Below are 21,628 nucleotides of genomic sequence, written 5' to 3'. Positions count from 1 at the left end.
TCGCCAAGTCCGCCGAGACGCTCGCGATGGTCCCCACGAACTCCGGCATGCTCGCCCTGGACGAGGACGGCACCCGCTGCTCCTCCGACTACTACCTGCGCCTCACCGGCGACGGCGGCCGCATGCTTAAGGGCCAGATCGCCCTCACGGCCACCCGTCCCACCCCGCCGACGCTCGGCGGCGACACCCAGGCGCCGTCCGTGCCCGGCAATCTCGCGGTCACCGGCAAGACGGCCACCAGCGTGACGCTCTCCTGGTCGGCGTCCACCGACAACGTCGGGGTGACCGCCTACAACGTGCTGCGCGCCGGCACCGTCGTGGCCTCCCCGGCGAGCTCGCCGTACACGGTGACGGGGCTGAGCCCGAACACCGCCTACACCTTCACCGTCACCGCCCGCGACGCGGCCGGCAACACCTCGGCCCCGTCCAACGCCGTGAACGTGACCACGAACGCCGGCACGGCGGCGATCGCCCTGCGCTCCCGCGCCAACAGCCGGTACGTCACCGCCGCCAACGGCGCGGCCCTGATCGCGAACGCCACGTCCGTCGGCACCGGGCAGCAGTTCGAGCGCGTCGAGCTCGGGAACGGCAACATCGCCCTGCGCGCCCGCGTCAACAACCAGTACGTGTGCGCCGAGCAGGCCGGCGCCCAGCCTCTGATCGCCAACCGCGCCGCGGTCGGCCCCTGGGAGACGTTTGCGCTGGTCACCAACTCCAACGGCTCGGTCAGCCTCCGCGCCCAGGCCAACGGCCAGTACGTGTGCGCCGAGCAGGCCGGGGCCCAGCCGCTCATCGCCAACCGCGCCGCCATCGGCGGCTGGGAGCAGTTCGACATCGTCCCCGCCTGACCACCACCGCTACTTCAACACCAGCGCCTCCAAAACCCCCAAGCCGGGCCCGACCGGGCGGACGGGCCCCAGCGTGGCGGCGCGCCGCCGGAACGCCCCGGCGGCGCGCCGCCACGCTACCGACAGGGCACGACCCGGCGGCGAGTCGAGCCCGCGCCCAGCAGAACGACCTGCCGGGCGCCCGCGTGGGCCCCTCGGGGAGGCGGTGATGGCGGCCGTGGTTGGGTTGGGGCGTGACATTCGTGGACGTTCTGGGGCTGCTGGGGACGGGCGTGCTGGCAGGGGTCGTCAGCACTTTGGTGAGCCTGGCGTCGATCGTGTCGTTTCCGATCCTGCTGGCCTTCGGCTTCCCGCCGCTTGCCGCCAACGTCACCAACACGGTCGCGCTGGTGTTCACCGGGCTGGGCGCGGTGGCAGGGTCGCGGCCCGAGCTGGCCGGGCGGAAGCGGCAGGTCCTGGCGCTCGGGTGGCTTTCGGCGCTCGGCGGTGCGGTGGGGGCGGGGGTGCTGCTGCTCACGCCGGCCAGGGCGTTCGAGGCGGTCGCGCCGTGGCTCGTCGGCGCCGCGTCCCTGGTCCTGCTCCGCCCGCGGAGGTCACGAACCGCCCGTCCCCGGCTCGACGCCCTTACGGACGAAAAGGCCCTTCCACGTCAGGACGCCAATTCGGGGCAGGCCGGTCATCCTGAGCAGGGCGGTGTTCCGGGGCAGGGCCTCCATCGAGGGGGGTCGCCCGGGCGGGCGCTCAAGGTGGGGGTGTTCGCCGTCGCCATCTACGTCGGGTACTTCGGCGCGGCGGGCGGCATCATGATGTTCGCGGTGCTCGCGGCCGCCCTCGAAGACTCCCCGGCCCGGCTGAACGCGATCAAGAACGCCCTGTCGGCGCTGGCGAACGGCGTGGCGGCCATCGGGTTCGCCCTGTTCGGGCCGGTCCAGTGGGGCGCGGCCATCCCGCTGGCGGCGGGCTTCCTCATCGGCGGGCGCCTCGGCCCGCCCCTCGCCCGCCGCCTGCCGGGCCAGACCCTGCGCGTCGTCTCGGCCGTCGCGGGCCTGCTCGTGGCGCTGAAGCTCGGCTTCGACGCCTACGTCTGACGCCGGGCGGATGCCGCGCCTGCCGCGCCCCCGGCTCGGATCGACGCGCCCACGGCGTGCATGTGGCGCAGGGCCTGGGTGTAGGAGCTGATCAGGCCGGTCTCGTGGTACGGGATCCCGAGCTCGGCGCAGTAGGCCCGGACGAGCGGCTGGGCGCGGCGGAGGTTGGGGGTCGGCATGCTGGGGAACAGGTGGTGCTCGATCTGGTAGTTGAGGCCGCCCAGGGCGATGTCCACCGCTGGGCCGCCGCGCACATCGCGGGAGGTGAGCACCTGGCGCCGCAGGAAGTCCAGGCGGTCCTCGCCGGTCAGGGTCGGCATGCCCTTGTGGTTGGGAGCGAACGTGCAACCGAGGTACACCCCGAAGATCGCCTGGTGGACGGCGACGAACAGCAGTCCCTTGCCCAGGGGGAGCACGGCGAAGACCGCCCCGAGGTAGGTCACGACGTGGGCGGTCAGCAGCGTGGCCTCCAGCCCGCGGTGCTTGAGCCGGGGCCGCCGCAGCGCGCGGAAGCTCGCCAGGTGGAGGTTCAGGCCTTCCAGGGTGAGCAGGGGAAAGAACAGGAACGCCTGCCACCGGCCGATGATCCTGGCCACGCCCCGGCTGGTCGCGGCCTGCTTGTGCGACCAGACCAGCACCTCGGGGGAGACGTCGGGGTCGTGGTCCTCGTGGTTGGGGTTGGCGTGGTGGCGGGTGTGCTTGTCCATCCACCAGCCGTAGCTCATGCCGATGATCAGATTGCCCGCCAGCCATCCGGCCGCCTGGCTGAACCGCCTGGACCGGGAGACCTGCCGGTGGGCCAGGTCGTGGGCGACGAGCGCCACCTGGGCGAAGACCACCGCGAGGAACGCCGCCACCAGCAGCTGTGCCCAGGAGTCGCCGAGGGCGAGGAACGCGGCCCAGCCACCCGCGAGCAGAGCCGCCACGATGCCGAACCGCAGAGCGTAGTAGCCGGGGCGCCTGTCCAGCAGCCCGGCATCGGTCACCCGCCGGGAGAGCCTGGCGAAGTCGCTGCCGCGCGCCTCGCGGGCGGTGGCGTCGATGGTGGAGGTGTCGATCACGGATCTCCTGACATGGTGGCGGACCGGCCGCCCGTGCCTGCGCCGTGAGATCGGCGCACGCGGCGTCGGACGGGTCGGACGGGCACTTCAACACTTCTGGATCGCCCTGTCCTGCGACATCCCGGCACCAGGCTGGTACACGGTAGTGCTGGCCCCACCATAGGCGCGGTTCGGTCGGCGTGGGCGGCGGTCAGGTGCGCGGTGTCGCGGGGCGGCATCGAAATCCGAGACCTGCCCGATCGAATGTGGTATAGGGAGATTGTCGGTCATGTGCGCTCGGGGGGAGCTTCGGCCTCGTGACAGGCTGTCTCCCCGTCACCTAGGAGCGTCTGCGGTGGACGAGATGCCCCGGCCAGGCCTGCTCGTCCTCGGCCCGGTCCAGGTCCACGGTGACAACGGGCCGGTGAGGCTCAGCGGAAAGCTCCGTGCGGTCCTCGGCACATTGCTCCTCCACTTCAACACCTCCGTCTCCAGAGATCAGCTGATAGCCGCGGTGTGGGACAGGCCTCCCGCGTCCGCGGTCGCCAACCTGCAGACGTACGTCTCGCAGCTGCGGCGTTCCCTGGCCGGGGTCGCCACCCTGCGGACACAGGGGTCGAGATATCTGCTGCCTCTGGAACGCGACCAGCTCGACTTGGCCGTCTTCGACGACGCCGCACGGCGGGCGCGTCTCGAGGCCGTTCGCGGTGACCTGACGGCGGCCGACCGCGAGTTCGGGCGCGCGTTCTCGCTGTGCCGGGGCCGGCCGTTCGAGGACGCCTGGTTCGGCAGTGTCATGACCCCCCTGATCAGTGGCGTGGAGGAGCGGCTGGCGCATGCCAGGGCCGACTGGATCGACGTGCGCCTCGACCTCGGCCGGCACGACGATCTGGTGGGCGAGCTGCTGGAGATCGTGCACGCCCACCCCACGTGGGAACGCGCCTGGAATTGGTACATGCTCGCCCTCTACAGGGCCGGACGGCGGACCGAGGCCCTGGACGCCTACCACCGGGCACGCTCGGCGCTCGCCTCGGAAATGGGGATAGACCCCGGTCCCGAGCTGACCGGGCTGCACGCCTCGATTCTGCGGGGCGATCCGTTGCCCGTTTCGCGGGCCGCGCTGGAACGGGAGGAGGTCGCGTCGTGGCCGGTGATCCGTCAGCTTCCGCCGGAGATCGGTGACTTCGTCGGCAGAGGCGAGGAGCTGGAGTCGCTGGCCGGGACGATCCTCGCGGGTCATGCGGGCGCGCCGGTCATCGCGGCCGTCCACGGCGGGCCAGGGGTGGGAAAGAGCGCGCTCGCCGTCCACCTCGCTCATCGGCTGCGGCCGCACTTCCCCGACGGGCAGCTCTACGTGCGGTGCGGGGGGTCCTCGCCGAGCCCCCGTACGCGGGGCGACCTGCTGGCGGAGCTGTTACGCGCCCTGCACGTGCGCGAGACGGCGATCCCCGCGTCGTGGGAGGAACGCGCGGCGCTGTACCGGTCGAGGCTCGCGGACCGTGCCGTGCTGCTGCTCCTCGACGACGCGAGCGACGAGGAGCAGGTACGGGCACTCCTTCCGGGAACCCCGGGCAGTGCGGTCCTGGTCACCTCCCGGAGCCGTCTCCCGCTGGAAGGGGCGGCCCTGCTGTCCCTCGGTGTCCCGCCGCGAGACCAGGCGCTGGAGTTCCTCGCGCGGGTCGCGGGCGAGGACCGCCTGCGGAGCGACCCGGACGCCGCCGACGCGGTCCTGCGGGCGTGCGGGCGGCTCCCTCTGGCGATCAGGGTGGCCGGGGCCCGGCTGGCGGCCCGCCCGTCGTGGCCGATCCGCGACCTGGCCGATCGGCTGAAGGACGCCAGGAGACGGCTGGACGAGCTTTCCCTTGGACGGCTCAGCGTCCGGGCGGACTTCGAGGTCAGTTACGCGGCGCTGCCGCCGGCGGCCCGCCGCGCCTTCCGCCTGCTGGGCCTCACCGGTTTTCGGCGCGCGGCGGAGTGGACGGTGGCGGCGCTCCTGGGCGAACAGGAGAAGAACGCCGACGCGGTGATCGAGACCCTGGTCATGGCGGGGCTGCTCGTCACGGTGGACGCGTACGGCGGCCGGCCTCGTTACGCGATGCACAATCTGCTGCGGGTCTACGCCCACGAGCGGGCCGTGGCCGAAGACGACGAGCGATTACGCCGGGGCGCGCTGCGCGTGCTGCTCGCGGAGTGCCTGGAGCGGGTGCGGGCCGCGGTGGGGCACCTTCCACGCCCGTTCGCGCCGCCGCCGCCCGGCGGGCCCGTCCGGCGGGCACCCGACCGGGAATGGCCGGCCGCCGAACGCGAGAACCTGGTCGCCGCCGTGGCGCTCGCCGCCGGGCTGGGATGGTCCAGGACCGCGGCCGACCTGGCCTACCACCTCACGTCCTACCTGATGGCGCACGGTTTGCACGACGACGTCGCCCGCGTGCAGCGGACGCTGCTGGAGGCGGGAGGTCCCCGCGAGGTCCTGCGCGCCCGTCTCATCCTCGCGGACGTGGACATGCATCGTGGCCGGTTCGACAGGGCCTCGGACGAGTTCGGGACGCTGCTCGGCCACTTCGAGGGCGCCGGCGACCGGCACGCCTCGGCCTACGCGCTGACCGGCCGCGGAATCTGCGGGCACGTGCTCGGCCGCCGCCAGGAGGCGCTCGACGACCTCGGCCGGGCGGCGGAGATCTTCCGCGAGCTCGGTGACGGGGGCACCCTCTACGCGCTGCTGCGACCTCGACTGCGACGGCGGGGAGTGCTCGCCCCGCCGTCCGGCAGGGCCGTGGCCGTGCAGGTCAGCCGGGTGATCGCCGGAACCAGTGGCGATGTCCCCGTATGAACGTCACGACGAACAGCGCCTGGATGCCGCCCTCGATGAGCAGGAAGAGAGCGGAGTCCACGATCGTGAGCGCCGATCCACCGCCGAGGCCGGACGTGATGCCCTCGATGGCGCGCAGCAGCGCGCCGATCGCGATCGGGGCTCCGTACAGGGCGAAGGAGCCGAGGGTGACGGAGCTGCCCAGGACCAGGAAGAAGGTGTAGACGCGGGTGGCGCGGCGCTCGTGGGCGGGCAGGTCCGACGTGGGGTCCTCGACCGGCCCTCGCGGTCGCCGCAGGGGGGACGCGACCCTGGCCAGCAGGTATCGGGCGTAGCGGAGCCCGTCGTCGAACAGGTTCCGGCACCGCAGCAGGTCGCGCAGCACGTAGTAGAGATCGGTGCGCATGTAGACCTGGATCTGGAAGGGCATGCTCAGCAGCGCGGTCAGCGCGAGCGCCTGCAGCAGGGCCTTGGCGGTGGCGGGCATCCCGACGTGCCCGGCAAGCAGGATGAGCGTGGCGATGAGCAGGAAGTCCCAGGCCATCCCCGCCAGGTACACCCGGTAGCGGCGCCGCCTGGGCACACCCCAGATGGCGGTGACGTCGGTCTGCACCACCAGGTTGTGCAGCCGCGTCCCGAAGCTGATCCTGGCGGGCGCGCCGAGCGAACGGGCGGCGGCGAGATGCATCAGCTCGTGCATGCTCATGGAGACCGAGAACAGCGCCGTGTTGACCAGCACGGTGAGCCCGATGTAATGGCCCCAGAAGAAGTGCTGGTACCGGGGGACCAGGTCCGGCTGGGTGGCCAGGGTGACCAGCGCCCCGGCCACGACGGCCAGCCAGAGGAGCTTCACCGGGCGGCTGAAGATCCACGCCACGTGCCGCTGGACCAGCCAGGGGAAGAGGTTGCGCGGGGCGTCGCCGGCCGGGTCGTGCAGTTCCTGCCCGTTGACGGACGCCACGAAGCCCAGCTCGGCGAGCGCGTCGACCAGCTCGGCGACATCGAGTTCGACCATGTGGTCGGCGGTGATGCGCTCCTGGGCGGCGGTGACCGGCAGTCCCTCGCCGAGCAGCCGGATCGCCTCCCCGTACAGCGCCGGCAGCTCGACGAACTCGCGGAGCTCCGGCCGGCCGACCACGATCATCTCCGGATCGTCGTCGTCCGGTCTCATGACCAGCGCGTGGAAGGTGATGCGGCTCGCCGCGGTGACCGGTGCCGAGGTCATCGGGCGGCCGGCCCGCAGGCGGGACACTCGGGGTCACGGGGGAAGTCGATGAAGTAGGAGTGTTCCCACCGCGCGTAGTTCCAGTGGAAGATCCGCCCCCGCACCTGGGCCGGAAGACCGGCGAGGTGGTACATGACCTCCAGGGCGCACAGGTGGCCGCTGATGTTCGCGGTGGCGGCGACCACCGCGTTCGGCCGTTCCGGCGCCAGCGGGCGGCCGTGCGCCCTGAACTCGCGCTCGGCCTCCTGCGTCGCCAGGCACTGCCAGCACCCGGTCTCGCCTGGAATGTAGGATCCCACCACCGCCATCGGCCCGGCGTAGAAGCCGATGAACCACGGGGTGCCGGTTCGCAGGGCGGCCTGGTTGGTCCAGGCCATGATGTCGGGATGCGGTTCGTCCGCGCAGAGCACGAACGCGTCGCGGCCGTCCATCAGCGCGGCGACGTCGTCCGGCCCGGTCACCTTGGTGTCGCTACCGGTCACCTCGACCAGGCTGTTCATCGCGCGGAGCCGGGCGACGCCGGTGTCCACCTTGAGCGCGCCGATGTCGTGCTCGCTGTAGAGCAGCTGGCGCGTGAGATTGGGCTCCTCGATCCTGTCGAAGTCGGCGACATGCAGGGAGCCTATGCCGCTGGACACCAGCCCGGCGGCGGCCGCGGAACCGGTGCCGCCGATGCCGAGGAGGGTGACGCGGGCGTCCTTGATCATCGATTGGATCTCGTACGGTGAGCTGCGCGGAGTGGGGTCGATCCAGGCGAAGAAGTTGCGGGCCGGTTCGTACCGGGTGGCCTCCCTCGGGGTGAGGGTGTCCGGCAGCGGCGCGCTCGCGTCCTCGATGTAGCCCCCGGCGACCAGGCCGTCGACGACCTCACGGACGCTCTCTTCGGTCACGGCCGGGTGGGTCTCGGCGAACTCGGCGCAGATCTCGTCGATCGTGCGGGTACCGTCCATGAGCCGGATCAGCCGCTCGATGGCCGCGTCCTCGTCGTCCTGGATCTCGGCGGCGATGCCGTACTGCATGAGGCCGATCGTGATCCGGTTGCCCGGCAGGGCATAGGGCCGGTGAACGAGCTTCACACGAGGAGTCCGCATGGAGGGGGGAACCTTCCTGGTGCTGTGGGGAGGTGGGGAAGCCGGCCGGGAAGACCCGGCCGGCTCCATGGTCGATCCGTCATCAACCTTCGTCGCGCTCGATGGTGGTCTCGATCTTCTCCAGCCTGCGCAGCTCCAGTTTGAGCTTGCGGGGCTGGGCCTCGGGCGTCTGAACGGGCTCGTCCACGTTGCCTCCCATGCAGGTATGCGTTGTACGCACCTTCGGACGCTACGTAGCGACGCCATAGAAACGCCATATGTCGGCCAGGATCTCGAAGCGTCTCCACAGAGGCCGCCGGCCCGGACGTGGACGAGATCGAGCGGACCATGCCGGCTCGCCCTCCCCGCTCCGCGACGGCCGTGAGGCCGCCGGGCCGTGGACGGGTTCGCCCGGCCGGCGGCCGGCGGCGTCGTCAGGGAGCCGGGCGGCGGTGGGCGGCGCGGGTCAGGGCTTCGTGGGCCTCGGCGGCGAGGCGGTGGACCAGGTCGGCCGCCGGGACCTCTTCTGTGAGGCGGTACGCCTGGCCCGCCCACAGGTTGATCATTTCTGGGTCGCCCGACTTCCTGGCGGCCGCGCGCAGGGGAGCGGTCAGCTGGTGGACCTGCGGGTACGCCGCGGGGGCCTCGGCCGTGTGGTCGCGCAGGAAGCGGTTGACCAGGCCGCGGGCGCGCTTCCCGGTGAACGCGCGGGTGACCGCCGTGCGGTCGTACGTCCCCAGAGCCTCGCGGTGGGCGGGGCTCGTGCCGGCCTCCGGGGTGCGCAGGAACGCGGTGCCGAGCTGGGCGGCCACCGCGCCCGCCGCCAGCACCGCCGCGATGCCCGCGCCGTCCGCGATGCCACCGGCCGCGACCACGGGCAGAGGAGTGCGGCGCAACGTGAGCCGCAGCAACGCCAGCAGCCCGAAGTCGCCCGCGTCGTCGGTGAACCCGCCTCGGTGTCCGCCCGCCTCGATGCCCTGCGCGATGAGCGCGTCGGCCCCGGCCTCGTGCGCGGCGGCCGCCTCGTCCGGCGTCGTGACCGTGACCAGGACGTACGCTCCCGCGCCGCGCACCCGCTCGATGACCTCCGGCGACGGCAGCCCGAACGTGAACGACACCACCGGGACCCGCTCGGCGATGACGAGGGCCAGCTTCTCGTCCCAGCCGTCGTCATCGTCGGCGGGGACGCCGAGAGCGACGCCCGATCTGTCCGCCTCGTCGCGCAGCCGCGCCGCGTACGCCCCGACCGCGGCCCGGTCGCCCGGCCCCGGCGAGGGCACGAAGAGGTTCACGCCGAACGGCGCGCCGGTGCGTGCCCGTACGGCCGCGATGTCCGCCTCGACGTCGCGGGCGGTGCGATAGCCGGCGGCCAGGAACCCGAGGCCCCCGGCGTCCGAGACGGCCGCAGTCAGCTCGGGAGTGGAAGGCCCGCCCGCCAAGGGCGCCAGGATGATCGGATACGGCAAGGTGGCGAGATCCACAAGCCCACCCTAACGCGGGCCTCGTCGTACGGTCGCCCACGCCGCCACCCGTGCCGACGCGGCCACGGCTGCGCCCCTGCGGGCCGGGCCTGTGACGTCTCCCGCCTGCCGAGGATCACATGGGCCGGCGTGCTTCATTCCGGACGTCCGCCGGCGGCTCAGCCGGAGGTCTGGAGGCGGTGCATCCGGTTGACCTCCGTCGCCTGGGAGACCGAGATGTCCTGCGCCAGCTCCTCGACGTAGATGTGCGACCCCTTTTCCAGCTCGTCGGCCGCCATCTTGATGGCCCCCATGTGGTGGGCGATCATCAGCTGGAGGTAGAGGCGGTCGAACTCGGCGCCGCTCGCCGCGCGCAACTGGGCGAGCTGCTCGGGCGTCGCCATGCCCGGCATCGTCTGGTGCCCGGCGTGGTGGTCGGGGACGCGCTGGCCCTGCGCGCGCAGCCAGCGGATCATGGCGTTGATCTCCGGTCCCTGTGTGGCGCTGATCCTGGCCGCGAGGCGTTTCACCGCGTCGGACGCGGCGCGCGTGGCCGCTCCCGTGCTCATGTCGAGGGCCTGGCGGTGGTGCACGATCATGTCCTGCATGAAGACCACGTCGGCGGCGTTGGCCGTGGGCGAGGGGACGGCCGTCGCGGCTTCCGACGGGTTCAGGGTTCTCGCGGCCTCACCGGGCCTGCCCGGGGCGATCACGGGGGCCGTGGACGTGGCCGTCGGGGTGGCGGGGCCGCCCGAGCATGCCGCCAGGGCGAGTGCTGCCGTACCGATGACGATGAGGGACGCGGCGCGCACCCGGCCTCCTTGAAGATCTCTTGTTGTGCGGGTGCACCCTAACCGGTCCCCGTCACCCGCGTAAGGCGTCAGGTCGGCACCTTTTCCTGACAACGTGCACTATGGTCAACTGATCCGGTTTGGGAGAAAATCTGCCCATCTATGATCTCTTGCGGCAAAAAGTAACCAAGGAGGGTCCCTGCGTGTTGTCCATTCCCCCCAGAAGCGGCCGTCTAGGCCGGTTCCTCGTCCTGGCGGGTTCCGCCGCAGCGCTTGTGCTGTCGGCCATGCCCGCGCAGGCAGCGGACATCCCGGGCACCGACCAGATCGTCATGAGCCCGAACGTCCAGCACGTCGCCAACGTGCCGAAGCCCGCGAGCATCGCGGCGACCATCAACACCGACATCGCCTTCCAGGGCGACTACGCCTACGTGGGAAACTACGGCGGTTTCTCCATCTATGACATCAAGAACCCCAAGAAGGCTACCGTCGTCAGCTCGGTCGTCTGCCCCGGGTCGCAGATGGACGTGTCGGTGTACGGCAACCTGCTCTTCGCCTCCGTCGACAGCTCCCGTAACAACGACTCCTGCGCGAGCACGTCGCAGCCCGCGTCGGTGAAGGAGTCCTGGGAGGGCATCCGGATCTTCGACGTGAGCGACAAGGCGAACCCGAAGTACATCAAGTCGGTCGAGACCGCCTGTGGTTCGCACACGCACACGCTCGTCCCGGACAAGAGGCACGGAAACGTCTACCTGTACGTCTCCTCCTACAACCCGTCGGCGTCGTTCCCGGACTGCCAGCCGCCGCACGACAAGATCTCCATCGTCAAGGTGCCGCTCTGGAACCCCACCGCGGCGTCCGTGGTGGACACCCCGGTCGTGTTCCCCGACGGCGGTAACGAGACCCAGCCGAACCTCCTGCTGAAGACGTCCGGCTGCCACGACATCACCGTGTACGCCGAGAAGGGCATCGCGGCCGGCGCCTGCATGGGTGACGGCGTGCTGTTCGACATCCGCAACCCCGAGGCCCCGGTGGTCACGGCCCGCGTGACGGACCCGAACTTCGCGTTCTGGCACTCGGCGACGTTCAACAACGAGGGCACCAAGGTCGTTTTCACCGACGAGCTCGGCGGCGGCGGCCAGGCGACGTGCAACGAGGCCACCGGCCCGACACGCGGCGCGGACGCCATCTACGACATCGTCCGGGGCCAGATGGTCTTCAAGAACTACTTCAAGATCCCGCGCTACCAGGCGGACTCGGAGAACTGCGTCGCCCACAACGGCTCGCTCATCCCGGTGAAGGGCCGCGACATCATGGTCCAGGCCTGGTACCAGGGCGGCGCTTCGATCTGGGACTTCACCGACTCGGCGCACCCGGTCGAGATCGGGTACTTCGAGCGCGGCCCGGCCTCGGAGGGCTCCGGCGGATTCTGGTCGGCGTACTACTACAACGGCTACATCTACGCGAGCGACTTCAACAAGGGCTTCGACGTCATCAAGATCAACGACAGGCTCACCGACCCGGCCAAGAAGGTCAAGGTCGACCGCCTGAACACCCAGACCCAGGCGTCCTACCGCGAGCGCGGGCACGGCGGCGGGTGGTTCTGGGGCGACGAAGACGACTGACCCCACCGGGCGGGCGTCCACCGGTCTCCCTGAACGGGATCCCCCGACGCCCGCCTGAACGGGCCTGCGCGCCCAGCCACACCTGAGGGCGGTCCGGCACCGAGCCGGGCCGCCCTCGCACGTGTCCCGGCCGGAGCGGCCGCTCGCGCCCCCCAACGCCGCGGCCACCGCGTTCACAAAGGCGCTTCGTCAATACGGCCCGGGCGCGCTCACAGCCACAGGCAGAACGGATGCCCGGCCGGGTCGAGGCAGACGCGCACGTCGTCCTGCGGCTGGTAGTCGGCGAGGACCGCGCCGACGGAGGTGGCGTAGGCCAGCGCCGCGTCGAGGTCGTCCACCCGGATCTCCAGGTGCATCATCATCTGCTGGTCGCCCGGCCCCGCGGGCCACGCCGGCCTGGCGTACCCCTTCTCGGTCTGGAACGCCAGCCCCGCCCCACCCCCGGGCGGCTTCAGCAGCACCCAGTCCGGCTCGGACTCCGCGACCTCCCATCCGAGAAGCCGACGGTAGAACTCCGCCAACTCCGGCGCGTCCGGCGCACCGATATTCGTCCCCGACACCGTCAACCTCGGCCGCTCCATCACGTCCCCTTTCGCCCTCTCGCGGTACCCCTTACCCGGGGGAACCACCTCATGCCGCGGACCATCGAATGCCGCTCGCGTGCTCCTCTCGCGGCGGTAACGACAATTCAGCCGACCGGAAAGCCGTCTTCCAGATAGATCGCGCCGACGTCGAGGCGCCGCAGAGACGCCTGCATACGCCGTGCCATACGGGGCGTCAGCAGCACGACCAGCTCATCGGACGTGGCGAACACGAACCTGTCCAGCTCATCAGGAGGGAGGCTCGCCGCGCGGGCAGCCGAAGCCGCAACGCCCCGCTGCCGGGGATTCGGCGCGTTCAGCGGGTAGGGTCGGACGCGGTCCGGTGTGATCGCCGGGGACGACGATGGCGTCCGGTCGGGGCCGGGCGTGAGTGTGTGAGGAGACGTCACGAATGTCCGAGGCCGCTGCCGGTTTCAGTCCCGAACCCGGTGACGACGTACGCGAAGTGCGTGACTGGGTGCACGACTTCGCCGCCCGCGTGATCCGCCCGGCCGGCGCGGAATGGGACGAGCGCGAGGAGACCCCCTGGCCGATCGTCCAGGAGGCGGCCAAGATCGGGCTCTACTCGCTGGATTTCTTCACCCAGCAGTGGTTCGAGCCCAGCGGCATCGCCATCCCCGTCACGTTCGAGGAACTGTTCTGGGGCGACGCCGGCATCGGCCTGTCCATCGTGGGCACCTGCCTCGCCGCCGCCGCGGTGGTCTCGGGCGGCACCCCCGAGCAGATGGGGGAGTGGCTGCCCGAGATGTTCGGCAGCCCGGACGCGGTCAGCCTGGGCGCGTTCTGCGCCTCCGAGCCCGACGCGGGCTCCGACGTCGGCGCCATCCGCACACGGGCCGTGTACGACCAGGCCAAGGACGAATGGGTGCTGAACGGCGCCAAGACCTGGGTCACCAACGGCGGCATCGCCGGCGTCCACATCGTCGTCGCCTCGGTCGACCCCGAGCTGCGCAGCCGCGGCCAGGCGTCGTTCGTCGTCCCGCCGGGCACGCCGGGCCTCTCTCAGGGGCAGAAGTTCAGGAAGCACGGCATCCGCGCCTCCCACACCGCCGAGGTCGTGCTGGACGACGTCCGCGTCCCCGGCCGCTGCCTGCTCGGCGGCAAGGAGAAGCTGGACGCCCGCCTGGCCCGCGTCCGCGAGGGCGGCAAGGCCGGCGACCAGGCCGCGATGCGGACGTTCGAGACGACCCGCCCGTCGGTCGCCGCGATGGCGGTGGGCATCGCCCGCGCCGCCTTCGAGTACGCCCGCGACTACGCCCGCGAGCGCGAGCAGTTCGGCCGCAAGATCGGCGAGAACCAGGCCGTCGCCTTCCTGCTGGCCGACATGGCCACCCGGGTCGACATGGCCCGCATGATGACCTGGCGCGCCGCCTGGCTGGCCCGCAACAGCCGCCCCTTCACCCAGGCCGAGGGCTCGATGTCCAAACTGGTGGCGGGCGAGACCGCCGTCTGGGTCACCGAACAGGCGATCCAGGTCCTCGGCGGCGCCGGCTACACCCGCGACCACCCCGTGGAACGCTTCCACCGCGACGCCAAGATCTTCACCATCTTCGAGGGCACGAGCGAGATCCAAAGGCTCATCATCGGCCGCGCGGTCACTGGCCTGCCCGTTCGCTGATTTCGCTCCGTCGGCGAGCATCAGGCACCGACCTCCTGTTCCGTCGCTGTTCCGTCAGACACCGCGCGAGGACCGAACAGCCGGTCATCGACGGCCCGCCGCGCAGCGGGCGGGTGAGGGCAGCGCCGGTCCGTCGTTCGACGTGCGGTCGCGGGGATCCGGGGGTGCGTGGGGACAACCGCGGCACGGGCGTGTGCCGTGCCGCGGTTGCGGATCATTTCCGATCACTCATGCCCTGGGTTATGGACGGGAGTAGCCGCCCGTGTAGGCGCCGGCGCCGCTGTAGGCGTGTACGCGCCAGCGGTAGGTGCCCGCGGTTCCGTTGTAGGTGATGGTCTCGTCGGGGCCGGTGCTGATCGCGCTGGCCACCTGCTGCCAGGTGCCGAGCGTGCTGTTGTACTTCTGCAGGTACAGGTCGAAGTCGACGCCGTTGGGCCCGTCGAGGCAGCCGCGGTGGGTGCCGGAGGCAGTCGTCACGTAGCCCGACGTGCTCGGCTGGTAGACGCTCTGGCCGCTGGTCAGGCTGCCGGAGAAGCTCTGCTGGTAGCCCGTGCAGATGCTGGGCGGCGTGCCCACGGTGATCGACTTGCTGGTCGGGGCCGTCGCGCCGTTGTTGTCGGTCACGGTCAGCGTCACGGTGTAGGTGCCGAACGCCGCGTAGGTGTGCGAGGTCGTGACACCGGTGCCGGTGGCGCCGTCGCCGAAGTTCCACGCGTAGGACGCGATCGTGCCGTCCACGTCGGTGGACGCCGAGGCGTCGAACGTGCAGGCCCGCGTGGTGTTGTCGCAGGTGTTGGTGAAGCTCGCGATCGGGGGCTGGTTGCCGCCGCCACCGCCGGGCGGGTACTGCGTGGCGTCGTGCACGTCCAGCAGCGGTTCCTTGACGCCGTCGGTGGAGTCGTCGGTCCAGTTGAGGTTGCCCGTGCTGATCAGCCGTGAGCGCACGTTCAGCGCGCCGGTCCGGTTGGTCGGCTTGTTGGCTCCGCTCGTGAGCACCGCCGCCGCCCCCGCCACGTGCGGGCTGGCCATCGAGGTGCCGCTGATGGTGTTGTAGCCGCCGTTCATCCACGTCGAGTAGATGCAGGTACCCGGAGCCGCGACTTCGACGGTCGTGCCGAAGTTGGAGAACCAGGCCAGCGTGTCGTCGGTGTCGGTCGCGCCGTCGGTGCGGCAGGGCACGGTGACCGTGCCGGCGAGGCCGCCGGGCTTGCCGTCGAAGTCCGACACGGCGGAGACGGTGACGACGTCCGGGTGGTTGGCGGGGAAGAAGCCCGACGCGTTGAGCGAGCTGTTGCCCGCGGCCACGACCACGACGATGCCGGCGTTCGTGGCGTTGGTGATCGCGGTGCTGATCGCGCTGCTCGTGCATCCCTGGCAGCCGAGGCTCATGTTGATGACCTCGATCGTGCTCGCCCGTGCGACGACCCAGTCGATGCCTGCCGCGATCGCCGACAGCGTGCCGGAGCCCGTGCTGTCGAGCACCTTGACGGCGTGGATGCGGGCGCCGGGAGCGACGCCCACCGCTCCGATGGCGTTGTCGATCGCGCCGATGGTCCCGGCCACGTGGCTGCCGTGTCCGTTGTCGTCGTTGCCGCCGGCCACGCACACGCCGGTGGTGCAGTTGGTGCTCGCCACCACGTTGAGGTCGGGGTGGGTGAGGTCGACGCCGGTGTCGACGACCGCCGCGTCCACGTCGACGCGCACGTCGTCCACGCCGTCGATGTCCAGGTTGGGGTTCTGGTCGGCGAAGATGCGCTGGATCCCGGTGGGCACGGTCTGGGCGAAGGTGGTCACCTTCGCGTCGGGCTCGACGGACGCGACACCGGCGACCTTGCCGAGCCGCGCCGCCTGGTCGGGGGTCAGGAGGGCGGTGTAGCCCTGGAAGGCGTAGCGGTAGGTGCCGACGAGCACGCCGGCGTGCTCCTCGACCTGGCGCGTGGCCAGAGTGGGCACCTGGCTCTTCGCCGTGGGCTTGAGGGTGACGATGTAACGGGTCAGCTCCGCCGATGCCGTGGTGGCGGTGCTGGAGGCGTTGGCCGCGACTCCGCCGGATAAGGCGAGGGTGGCGGCGCATGCCAGGGCTGCGAACAGGGATGGACGTCGCACGGGATAGCCCTTCCTGAAGGTGAGCTGTACATGAGCCGAACTCATGCTGAAGGGAACATCGCACGCAACGCGGAGTCAGGCAATAGGTAAGATGCGGACGAATTTGTTAAATCGGAAAGCGGCCTTTTCCAGGGGTGGCGCGCACTCACATGATCACGGCCGCGGCCTCCAGAGTGCTGAGGGCCCCGGCTTCGGGAGCTCCTGACGTACGACCTGGTACGAACTTGAGCTGATCTCCCAGGCCTTGCGCCCCGCGCGCCGGAGCCGTTGCCGTGCGGGGCGCTCCGCTGAGGAAACGCGGACGGGCCCGGCGGCTCAGGATTCGAAGCGGGCCAGCCAGGTCCTCAGGATGGCTTCGAGGTGCGCGGCCTGGTCGGCGGGGAGGGCGTCGAGGAGGCGGTGCTCGTTGCGCATGTGCGCGGTGAACGCCTCGTCGATGAGCGCGCGGCCGGCCGGGGTGAGCGCGACGACGCGGCCGCGCCCGTCGTCGCCGGAGCGGCGCCGCGTGACGAGGCCGGCGCGTTCGAGCCGGTCGATGCGCTTGGTCATCGCGCCGGTGGTGACCATGGTGTGGCGGGCGAGCTCGCCGGGGGCGCGCTCGAAGGGCTCGCCCGCGCGCCGCAGCGCCGCGAGCACGTCGAACTCGCCCTCGTCGAGGCCGTGTTCGCGGTAGACGGCGACGAGCTCGCAGGTCAGGTGCGCGGCGAGGCGGTGCAGGCGCCCGATGACGCCCTGGGGGGTGACGTCCACGTCGGGGCGCTCGGCGGCCCATTCGGCCTGGATGCGTGCCACGTGGTCCATGCCCGTCATGCCGTCACTATAACTTCCCGGGAAGCTATTGGCGATGACTTCCGTGGAAGCTACAGTAACTTCCGTGGAAGATAACTTGAGGTGGACGCTGGTCACGGCGATCGCGCCGGTGGCGTGGGGGACGAACTACTACGTCATCCACGAGTACCTGCCGGCCGGGCACCCTCTGTGGGGCGCGCTGCTGCGCGCGCTGCCCGCCGGGCTGCTGCTCCTGGCGGTGTGCCGGCGGCTGCCCCGGGGGCCGTGGTGGTGGCGCTCGCTGGTGCTCGGCGCGCTGAACATGGGGGCGTTCTTCGCCCTGATCTACACGGCGGCGCAGCTCCTGCCGACGAGCGTGGCCTCGACGATCATGGCGTCGTCCCCCGTGGTGATGATGCTCATCGCCTGGGCGCTGCTCGGCGAACGTCCGCGCCTGCTCGCCTCGGCCGGAGCGGTGCTGGGCGTCACGGGGGTGTGCCTGATGCTGTTCAGCGGGGTCTCCGCCGTGGACTGGTGGGGAGTGGTGGCGTCGGTCACGGCGATGCTGATGTCCTCGCTCGGGTTCGTGCTTACCAAGAGGTGGGGGAGCGACACGAGCGTGCTCGCGTCCACGTCCTGGCAGCTCGTGGCCGGAGGGCTCGTTCTCGCGCCGTTCGCGGTGCTCGTCGAGGGCGCGCCGCCCGCGGTGGACTGGGCGGCGGTCGCGGGGTTCGCCTACGTCGCGGTCGTGGCCACCGCCGCCGCGTTCGCGGCCTGGTTCGCGGGCCTGAAGTACCTGCGCGCCGGGACGGTCGGGCTGATCGGCCTGCTCAACCCGGCCACGGGGGTGCTGCTCGGAACCCTGCTCGCCGCCGAGGTCCTCACGCTCCGGCAGGCCGCGGGGCTGGTCCTCGTCATGGCGGGCATCCTGCTCGGCCAGCCCGTCGCCGAACGGCTCCGCGCCCGCCTGCGCCCCCGCCCGGCGGCGCCCGCCACGCCCCACCGCGAGGCCCGGGTCGAGGTGTGCGGCGGACGCACCTCGCGGTGAAGCGCGTGCGCGTCTCCGGTGCTCGGTCCGAATGAAGGGGGCATGCCCGCCCAGCGCCCGCCCCGCGCCGTCCAGACCGGCTGACCGCGGGATCCCGGCGGCTTCCGGGCGGTCAGAGATCGAGGCCGGAGCCGCCGAACCGGTCCTGGAGGAACCTCCCCTGGTCGCGCAGGGCCTGCTCGTCGCCCCGGTACACCGAATCGGCCACCTTGCGGAGCTGGGTGTCCAGCAGGCCGAGCTGGGCGAGCAGCTCCTCGTGGGCGCTGCGCTGCCGCTCGCCGCGCCGCGTCAGCGCGTACGAGCGGGGCAGGTTCGCGTAGGCCTCCAGGCTGGACGGCAGGTAGTCCCTGATCGTCTGCGACACGATGTGCAGATGGTCGGGTGAGGAGGTGAGCGCGTCCGCCCGGCGCAGGATGTCGCGCAGCACCTCGGCCAGCGCGCCGACCCTGGCCATCACGTCATCGGGGAACCGGTTCCCGCCGACCTTGGCCAGCAGCGTCTCCAGGTCGGCGAGGAGTCGCCGGCTCTCCACCTCCGCGTGCGAGATCGTGAGCCTCACCCGGTCCGCCGGGGCCAGCAGCGCCCCGACGCCGTACAGTCCGGCGACCACGACGGGCCAGAACGCGCCGGCGACGCCGAAGAAGACCAGGACCACTCCGGCCAGCGCCAGGGCGCACCCGGCGATGTTCTTCGTCGACCCGGCGTAGGCGAGGATCCTCCTGCCCGGACTACTGGTAGCCACGGATCTCCTTGAAGGCCGCGGCCAGCGATCCCGACCGCGCGTCGAAGGTGGCACCCCCGGTGAGCTGGGCGACCCGCTTCATCTCGTTGACGTCGCTGTCGCCGAAGAGCACGACGAACGCCGGGAACTTCACCGGCAGCGAACCGTAGTAGGAGGCGAAGTCGTCGTAGGAGCCGCCGTCGGTGTTGTCGCCGTCCGTCATCAGCACGATCGAGGTGAAGTCCCCCGAAGCCGCCGACGACTCGGCGCGCGCGTAGGCGGCCCGCAGGCTGTCGAAGATCGCCGTGCCGCCGCCGGCCCGCAGCGCCTCGCCGTACGCGCGGATCTGCCGCAGTGTCGGCTCGGGGTCGCGTTCGGGCAGCGTGAAGCTCTGCGGCGTGCCGGGGGCCGTGTTGAAGGGGATCATCGTGACCGTTTCGCGGTTCCGGAAGCGCGAGAAGGTCCCGCTCACGGTGGTGTCGGCGCCGGACAGGGCGGTCAGCGCCTGCTTGAGCGCGTCGATCCGGTCGCCCTTCATCGATCCGGAGGTGTCCAGGACGAACAGCGTCCGCGACGGCCTGCGCACCTGGTTGAGGTACACGCCGATCAGCTCGTCGGCGGCGCTCCGCCGGTTCGGGAACGGCAGTTCCACCAGCGACGCGGATCCGAAACGCCGGTCCGGCCTGACCTCGGGGACGATCGGCCGCCGGAACGTCGTGGTCATGATCTCCCGCTGGATCTCCGGCCTGCGCAGCCACGCCGCCAGCTTGCCGTAGAGCTCCTTCTTGTCCGGCGTCGCGGAGCTCAGGAGGGTGAGCGGGTAGTCGGCCGTCACGACCCCGTCGGTGGGGTAGACGAGAGTGAGCGGTTCCTTGAGCCTGCCGGAGGCGTTGAGGCCCAGCAGCACGGACTCGTAGTTCACGAGCCCGTCCACGGCGCCCTGCTTGGCGTACGCGTCCGCGAGCCATCCGGAGGAGCCGGCGGTGAGCGTCTGCGCCGAGAAGAACTCCTTCAGCTTGGGCGTCGCCGCGTCGATCTGGGCCTTGTCCACGGCCTCCCCGGCATCGGAGAGGGCGGCGGTCACACCGACCAGCGCCGAGAAACCGGAGTTGGATGCCGCGGGGCTGGTCATGCCGAAGGTGAACTTGCGGGCCCGTGCGGCGGCGGCGATGTCGTTCCAGGTGACCGGCCTGCCGTCCCAGCCGAGTTCGCGGGCCTTGGACGCCTTCAGCCCGAGCAACACCGGCGAGACCATGACCTTCGTCTGGGTCGACAGACGCGCGGTCGCCCCGTCGATCAGCGACAGGTACCGGTTGGAGGAGAACCACGTCGCGTCGTACCTGCCGTCGGCGCCGCCCCTCGCCACCTGGTCCGCCCCGTCGAGCGTCCCGGCGTACGACAGCGTGACCCGCACGCCGACGGCGTCCTGCGCTCGCTTCAGCAGCGGTTCGAGGTCCTTGACCTCGCTTCCGGCGAGGACGCGGAGCACCTCGGGGCCGTCCACGGGAGCGGGGGTGTCCGCCCCTCCGCACGCGGCCGACGCCACCAGCAGGGTCAGCACGCCGAGGACCCGCGCGACCGGCGGTATGCCCGCTCGTACGGCCGGCGCTCGCCGTCTCATCGGGGGAGCGCCTGTTCGCCGCCGCGCTGGGAGCGATCCAGGTACGTGCGCGCGTGGTCGAGTTCGACGGTCAGGTTGTCCACGGTGATCGCCATGTTCTGCACGGCCTGTGCCTTGAAGGTGTCGATCATGTCCATGGTGGTGTAAATGTTGTCGAACGCCTTGCGCAGCGCGTCCATGTTCACCGTGGTCGAGGCCGCCTGGGTCTGGATGTCGGCCGCCTGCGTGCGCAGCATCTCGCTGGTCGCCACGATCAGGTCCGAGGTCGTGGCGTTGAGTGCCGTGATCTGGTCGAGCACGAGCTTCTGGTTCGCCAGCGCCTGAGCCACGGTCACGGCCGTGCGCAGCGCGGCGATCGTCGTCGTGGTCGCCCGGTCCACGCCCTTGATCAGTTCGAGGTTGTTCTTGCGGATCAGGTCCAGCGCGAGGTACCCCTGGGCGGACACCGCGAGCTGCGTCAGCAGGTCCTGGTGCTTCTGCCGGATGCCGAACAACGCGTCCGAGCGCAGGGCGGTGGCCTTCTCGGGGTCGGCCGTCTCGACCTGCATGATCTTCTCTTCGACAGCGGAGTCGAGGGCGGCGGCGAGCAGGGCGTACTCCTGCAGGCGCTGCATCGACTCCCACAGGTTGGCCTTCTCGCCCTCGATGGCCGCATTGTCCTTGAGCAGCTCGTCCTGCCCGGACTTCAGGGCCCGGATGATGTCGTCGATGTGCTTCTGCGCCGACTGGTACTTCGCGAAATAGTCGCGCAGCTTGTCGCCGAACGGGATCAGTCCCAGCAGCTTCCTGCCAGGGTTGGACGCCTGCTTGGGGTCGAGGTCGACGATCGTCCGGCGCAGCGCGACAAGCTGCCCCGCCACCGCCACCTGGGCGTCCTTGCCCTCGCCCTTGGCAGACGCCAGCGCGGCCACCGGACGCTTGAGCATGCGGTTGGCGACCTGGGAGGACGCCCGGATCTCCGTGTCTCCCATCGAGGTGATGTCGTGCACCTTGCGGGTGAACTGCGGCGACCGCGGGTCCAGGCCGCCGAGTTCCTCGGCGAAGCCCCTGGCCTTCTCGGCGAGTTCGGCGCTTCGTCCCTCTTCGACGGGCAGCATGGTGGCCGCCTTCTCCGTGGGCACCTTGGCCACGGGTTCCGGCGGGCTGAGCACGAGGTCGCTCACGGTGTTCTCTCTCTTCCAAGCGGGC

Annotated in this window: 19 protein-coding genes; 6 read left to right on the top strand and 13 right to left on the bottom strand. The window is 71.1% G+C overall.

Annotated elements, in window-relative coordinates:
• Together DQ384_RS28055 and DQ384_RS28050 are read left to right on the top strand one after the other, a co-directional pair.
• Positions 1 to 848, top strand: an 848-nt coding sequence (locus tag DQ384_RS28055) for a fibronectin type III domain-containing protein (RefSeq protein ID WP_181871460.1), incomplete at its 5' end; no start/stop codon positions are given.
• Positions 849 to 1,081: 233 nt separating this feature from the next.
• Entirely contained in the window at positions 1,082 to 1,936 is an 855-nt protein-coding gene (locus tag DQ384_RS28050; RefSeq protein ID WP_114031862.1) for a sulfite exporter TauE/SafE family protein, read from the top strand.
• Here the strand turns inward: DQ384_RS28050 and DQ384_RS28045 are convergent.
• Complete coding sequence (locus tag DQ384_RS28045; RefSeq protein WP_181871462.1) at positions 1,927 to 2,994, bottom strand: fatty acid desaturase; 1,068 nt, start codon at positions 2,992 to 2,994, stop codon at positions 1,927 to 1,929. The two genes, DQ384_RS28050 and DQ384_RS28045, sit on opposite strands and share 10 nt — an antisense overlap.
• A gap of 346 nt (positions 2,995 to 3,340) precedes the next feature.
• Here DQ384_RS28045 and DQ384_RS28040 point away from each other — a divergent pair, with 346 nt between their 5' ends.
• Positions 3,341 to 5,806 (top strand): AfsR/SARP family transcriptional regulator, encoded by a 2,466-nt coding sequence (locus tag DQ384_RS28040; RefSeq protein WP_245966836.1) that lies wholly within the window; start codon positions 3,341 to 3,343, stop codon positions 5,804 to 5,806.
• Here DQ384_RS28040 and DQ384_RS28035 read toward each other — a convergent pair.
• From DQ384_RS28035 to DQ384_RS28020, 5 genes are all read right to left on the bottom strand, one after another.
• Positions 5,763 to 7,010 carry a hypothetical protein gene (locus DQ384_RS28035; protein ID WP_147268923.1) on the bottom strand — a complete coding sequence of 416 codons (1,248 nt, stop codon included), beginning with the start codon at positions 7,008 to 7,010 and terminating at the stop codon, positions 5,763 to 5,765. The genes DQ384_RS28040 and DQ384_RS28035 overlap by 44 nt on opposite strands.
• Positions 7,007 to 8,101 (bottom strand): TOMM precursor leader peptide-binding protein, encoded by a 1,095-nt coding sequence (locus DQ384_RS28030; protein ID WP_147268922.1) that lies wholly within the window; start codon positions 8,099 to 8,101, stop codon positions 7,007 to 7,009. Before DQ384_RS28030 ends, DQ384_RS28035 begins: the two co-directional genes overlap by 4 nt.
• 82 nt (positions 8,102 to 8,183) lie before the next feature.
• Complete coding sequence (locus DQ384_RS41600; protein WP_181871458.1) at positions 8,184 to 8,321, bottom strand: hypothetical protein; 138 nt, start codon at positions 8,319 to 8,321, stop codon at positions 8,184 to 8,186.
• Positions 8,322 to 8,514: 193 nt separating this feature from the next.
• The gene (locus tag DQ384_RS28025) at positions 8,515 to 9,561 is read right to left on the bottom strand and encodes a nitronate monooxygenase (protein ID WP_114031857.1); all 1,047 of its coding nucleotides are present in this window, start codon (positions 9,559 to 9,561) and stop codon (positions 8,515 to 8,517) included.
• A gap of 158 nt (positions 9,562 to 9,719) precedes the next feature.
• On the bottom strand, positions 9,720 to 10,352 hold the full coding sequence (locus DQ384_RS28020; protein ID WP_114031856.1) for a DUF305 domain-containing protein: 633 nt from the start codon (positions 10,350 to 10,352) through the stop codon (positions 9,720 to 9,722).
• A 185-nt stretch (positions 10,353 to 10,537) separates the two neighbouring features.
• On the opposite strand from DQ384_RS28020, the gene DQ384_RS28015 reads away from it, so the two are divergent.
• Positions 10,538 to 11,956, top strand: coding sequence for an LVIVD repeat-containing protein (locus DQ384_RS28015; RefSeq protein WP_425451522.1), 1,419 nt, complete (start codon positions 10,538 to 10,540; stop codon positions 11,954 to 11,956).
• Positions 11,957 to 12,165: 209 nt separating this feature from the next.
• Here DQ384_RS28015 and DQ384_RS28010 read toward each other — a convergent pair whose 3' ends face one another.
• Together DQ384_RS28010 and DQ384_RS43760 are read right to left on the bottom strand one after the other, a co-directional pair.
• Entirely contained in the window at positions 12,166 to 12,537 is a 372-nt protein-coding gene (locus tag DQ384_RS28010; protein WP_181871457.1) for a VOC family protein, read from the bottom strand.
• Positions 12,538 to 12,644: 107 nt separating this feature from the next.
• Entirely contained in the window at positions 12,645 to 12,770 is a 126-nt protein-coding gene (locus DQ384_RS43760) for a hypothetical protein (protein WP_281274118.1), read from the bottom strand.
• Positions 12,771 to 12,949: 179 nt separating this feature from the next.
• On the opposite strand from DQ384_RS43760, the gene DQ384_RS28005 reads away from it, so the two are divergent.
• The gene (locus tag DQ384_RS28005) at positions 12,950 to 14,176 is read left to right on the top strand and encodes an acyl-CoA dehydrogenase family protein (RefSeq protein WP_114031855.1); all 1,227 of its coding nucleotides are present in this window, start codon (positions 12,950 to 12,952) and stop codon (positions 14,174 to 14,176) included.
• Positions 14,177 to 14,416: 240 nt separating this feature from the next.
• Here the strand turns inward: DQ384_RS28005 and DQ384_RS28000 are convergent, their stop codons facing one another.
• Positions 14,417 to 16,282, bottom strand: a complete 1,866-nt coding sequence (locus tag DQ384_RS28000; protein WP_220183170.1) for a S8 family serine peptidase — start codon at positions 16,280 to 16,282, stop codon at positions 14,417 to 14,419.
• Positions 16,283 to 16,597: 315 nt separating this feature from the next.
• Positions 16,598 to 17,092, bottom strand: a complete 495-nt coding sequence (locus tag DQ384_RS27995; protein ID WP_114031853.1) for a MarR family winged helix-turn-helix transcriptional regulator — start codon at positions 17,090 to 17,092, stop codon at positions 16,598 to 16,600.
• 64 nt (positions 17,093 to 17,156) lie between these two features.
• Between DQ384_RS27995 and DQ384_RS27990 the strand changes: the two genes are divergently transcribed.
• Entirely contained in the window at positions 17,157 to 18,098 is a 942-nt protein-coding gene (locus tag DQ384_RS27990; RefSeq protein WP_114031852.1) for a DMT family transporter, read from the top strand.
• A 112-nt stretch (positions 18,099 to 18,210) separates the two neighbouring features.
• Here DQ384_RS27990 and DQ384_RS27985 read toward each other — a convergent pair whose 3' ends face one another.
• From DQ384_RS27985 to DQ384_RS27975, 3 genes are read right to left on the bottom strand one after another with little or no spacing between them, the layout of a single operon-like run.
• Positions 18,211 to 18,840, bottom strand: coding sequence for a hypothetical protein (locus tag DQ384_RS27985; RefSeq protein ID WP_114031851.1), 630 nt, complete (start codon positions 18,838 to 18,840; stop codon positions 18,211 to 18,213).
• On the bottom strand, positions 18,827 to 20,440 hold the full coding sequence (locus DQ384_RS27980; protein ID WP_114031850.1) for a VWA domain-containing protein: 1,614 nt from the start codon (positions 20,438 to 20,440) through the stop codon (positions 18,827 to 18,829). Before DQ384_RS27980 ends, DQ384_RS27985 begins: the two co-directional genes overlap by 14 nt.
• Positions 20,437 to 21,603 carry a toxic anion resistance protein gene (locus DQ384_RS27975; protein WP_245966830.1) on the bottom strand — a complete coding sequence of 389 codons (1,167 nt, stop codon included), beginning with the start codon at positions 21,601 to 21,603 and terminating at the stop codon, positions 20,437 to 20,439. Before DQ384_RS27975 ends, DQ384_RS27980 begins: the two co-directional genes overlap by 4 nt.
• Positions 21,604 to 21,628 lie beyond the last annotated feature (25 nt).

The organism is Sphaerisporangium album, from assembly GCF_003323745.1.
Lineage (GTDB): Bacteria > Actinomycetota > Actinomycetes > Streptosporangiales > Streptosporangiaceae > Sphaerisporangium > Sphaerisporangium album.
This window is presented reverse-complemented; position numbering and strand designations above follow the sequence as displayed.

Coding starts and splice junctions, on each gene's coding strand:
- DQ384_RS28040 (WP_245966836.1), top strand. CDS start 3,341: ATGCCCCGGCCAGGCCTGCTCGTCCTCGGCCCGGTCCAGGTCCACGGT.
- DQ384_RS28035 (WP_147268923.1), bottom strand. CDS start 7,010: ATGACCTCGGCACCGGTCACCGCGGCGAGCCGCATCACCTTCCACGCG.
- DQ384_RS28030 (WP_147268922.1), bottom strand. CDS start 8,101: ATGCGGACTCCTCGTGTGAAGCTCGTTCACCGGCCCTATGCCCTGCCG.
- DQ384_RS28010 (WP_181871457.1), bottom strand. CDS start 12,537: ATGGAGCGGCCGAGGTTGACGGTGTCGGGGACGAATATCGGTGCGCCG.
- DQ384_RS28005 (WP_114031855.1), top strand. CDS start 12,950: ATGTCCGAGGCCGCTGCCGGTTTCAGTCCCGAACCCGGTGACGACGTA.
- DQ384_RS27995 (WP_114031853.1), bottom strand. CDS start 17,092: ATGACGGGCATGGACCACGTGGCACGCATCCAGGCCGAATGGGCCGCC.
- DQ384_RS27980 (WP_114031850.1), bottom strand. CDS start 20,440: ATGAGACGGCGAGCGCCGGCCGTACGAGCGGGCATACCGCCGGTCGCG.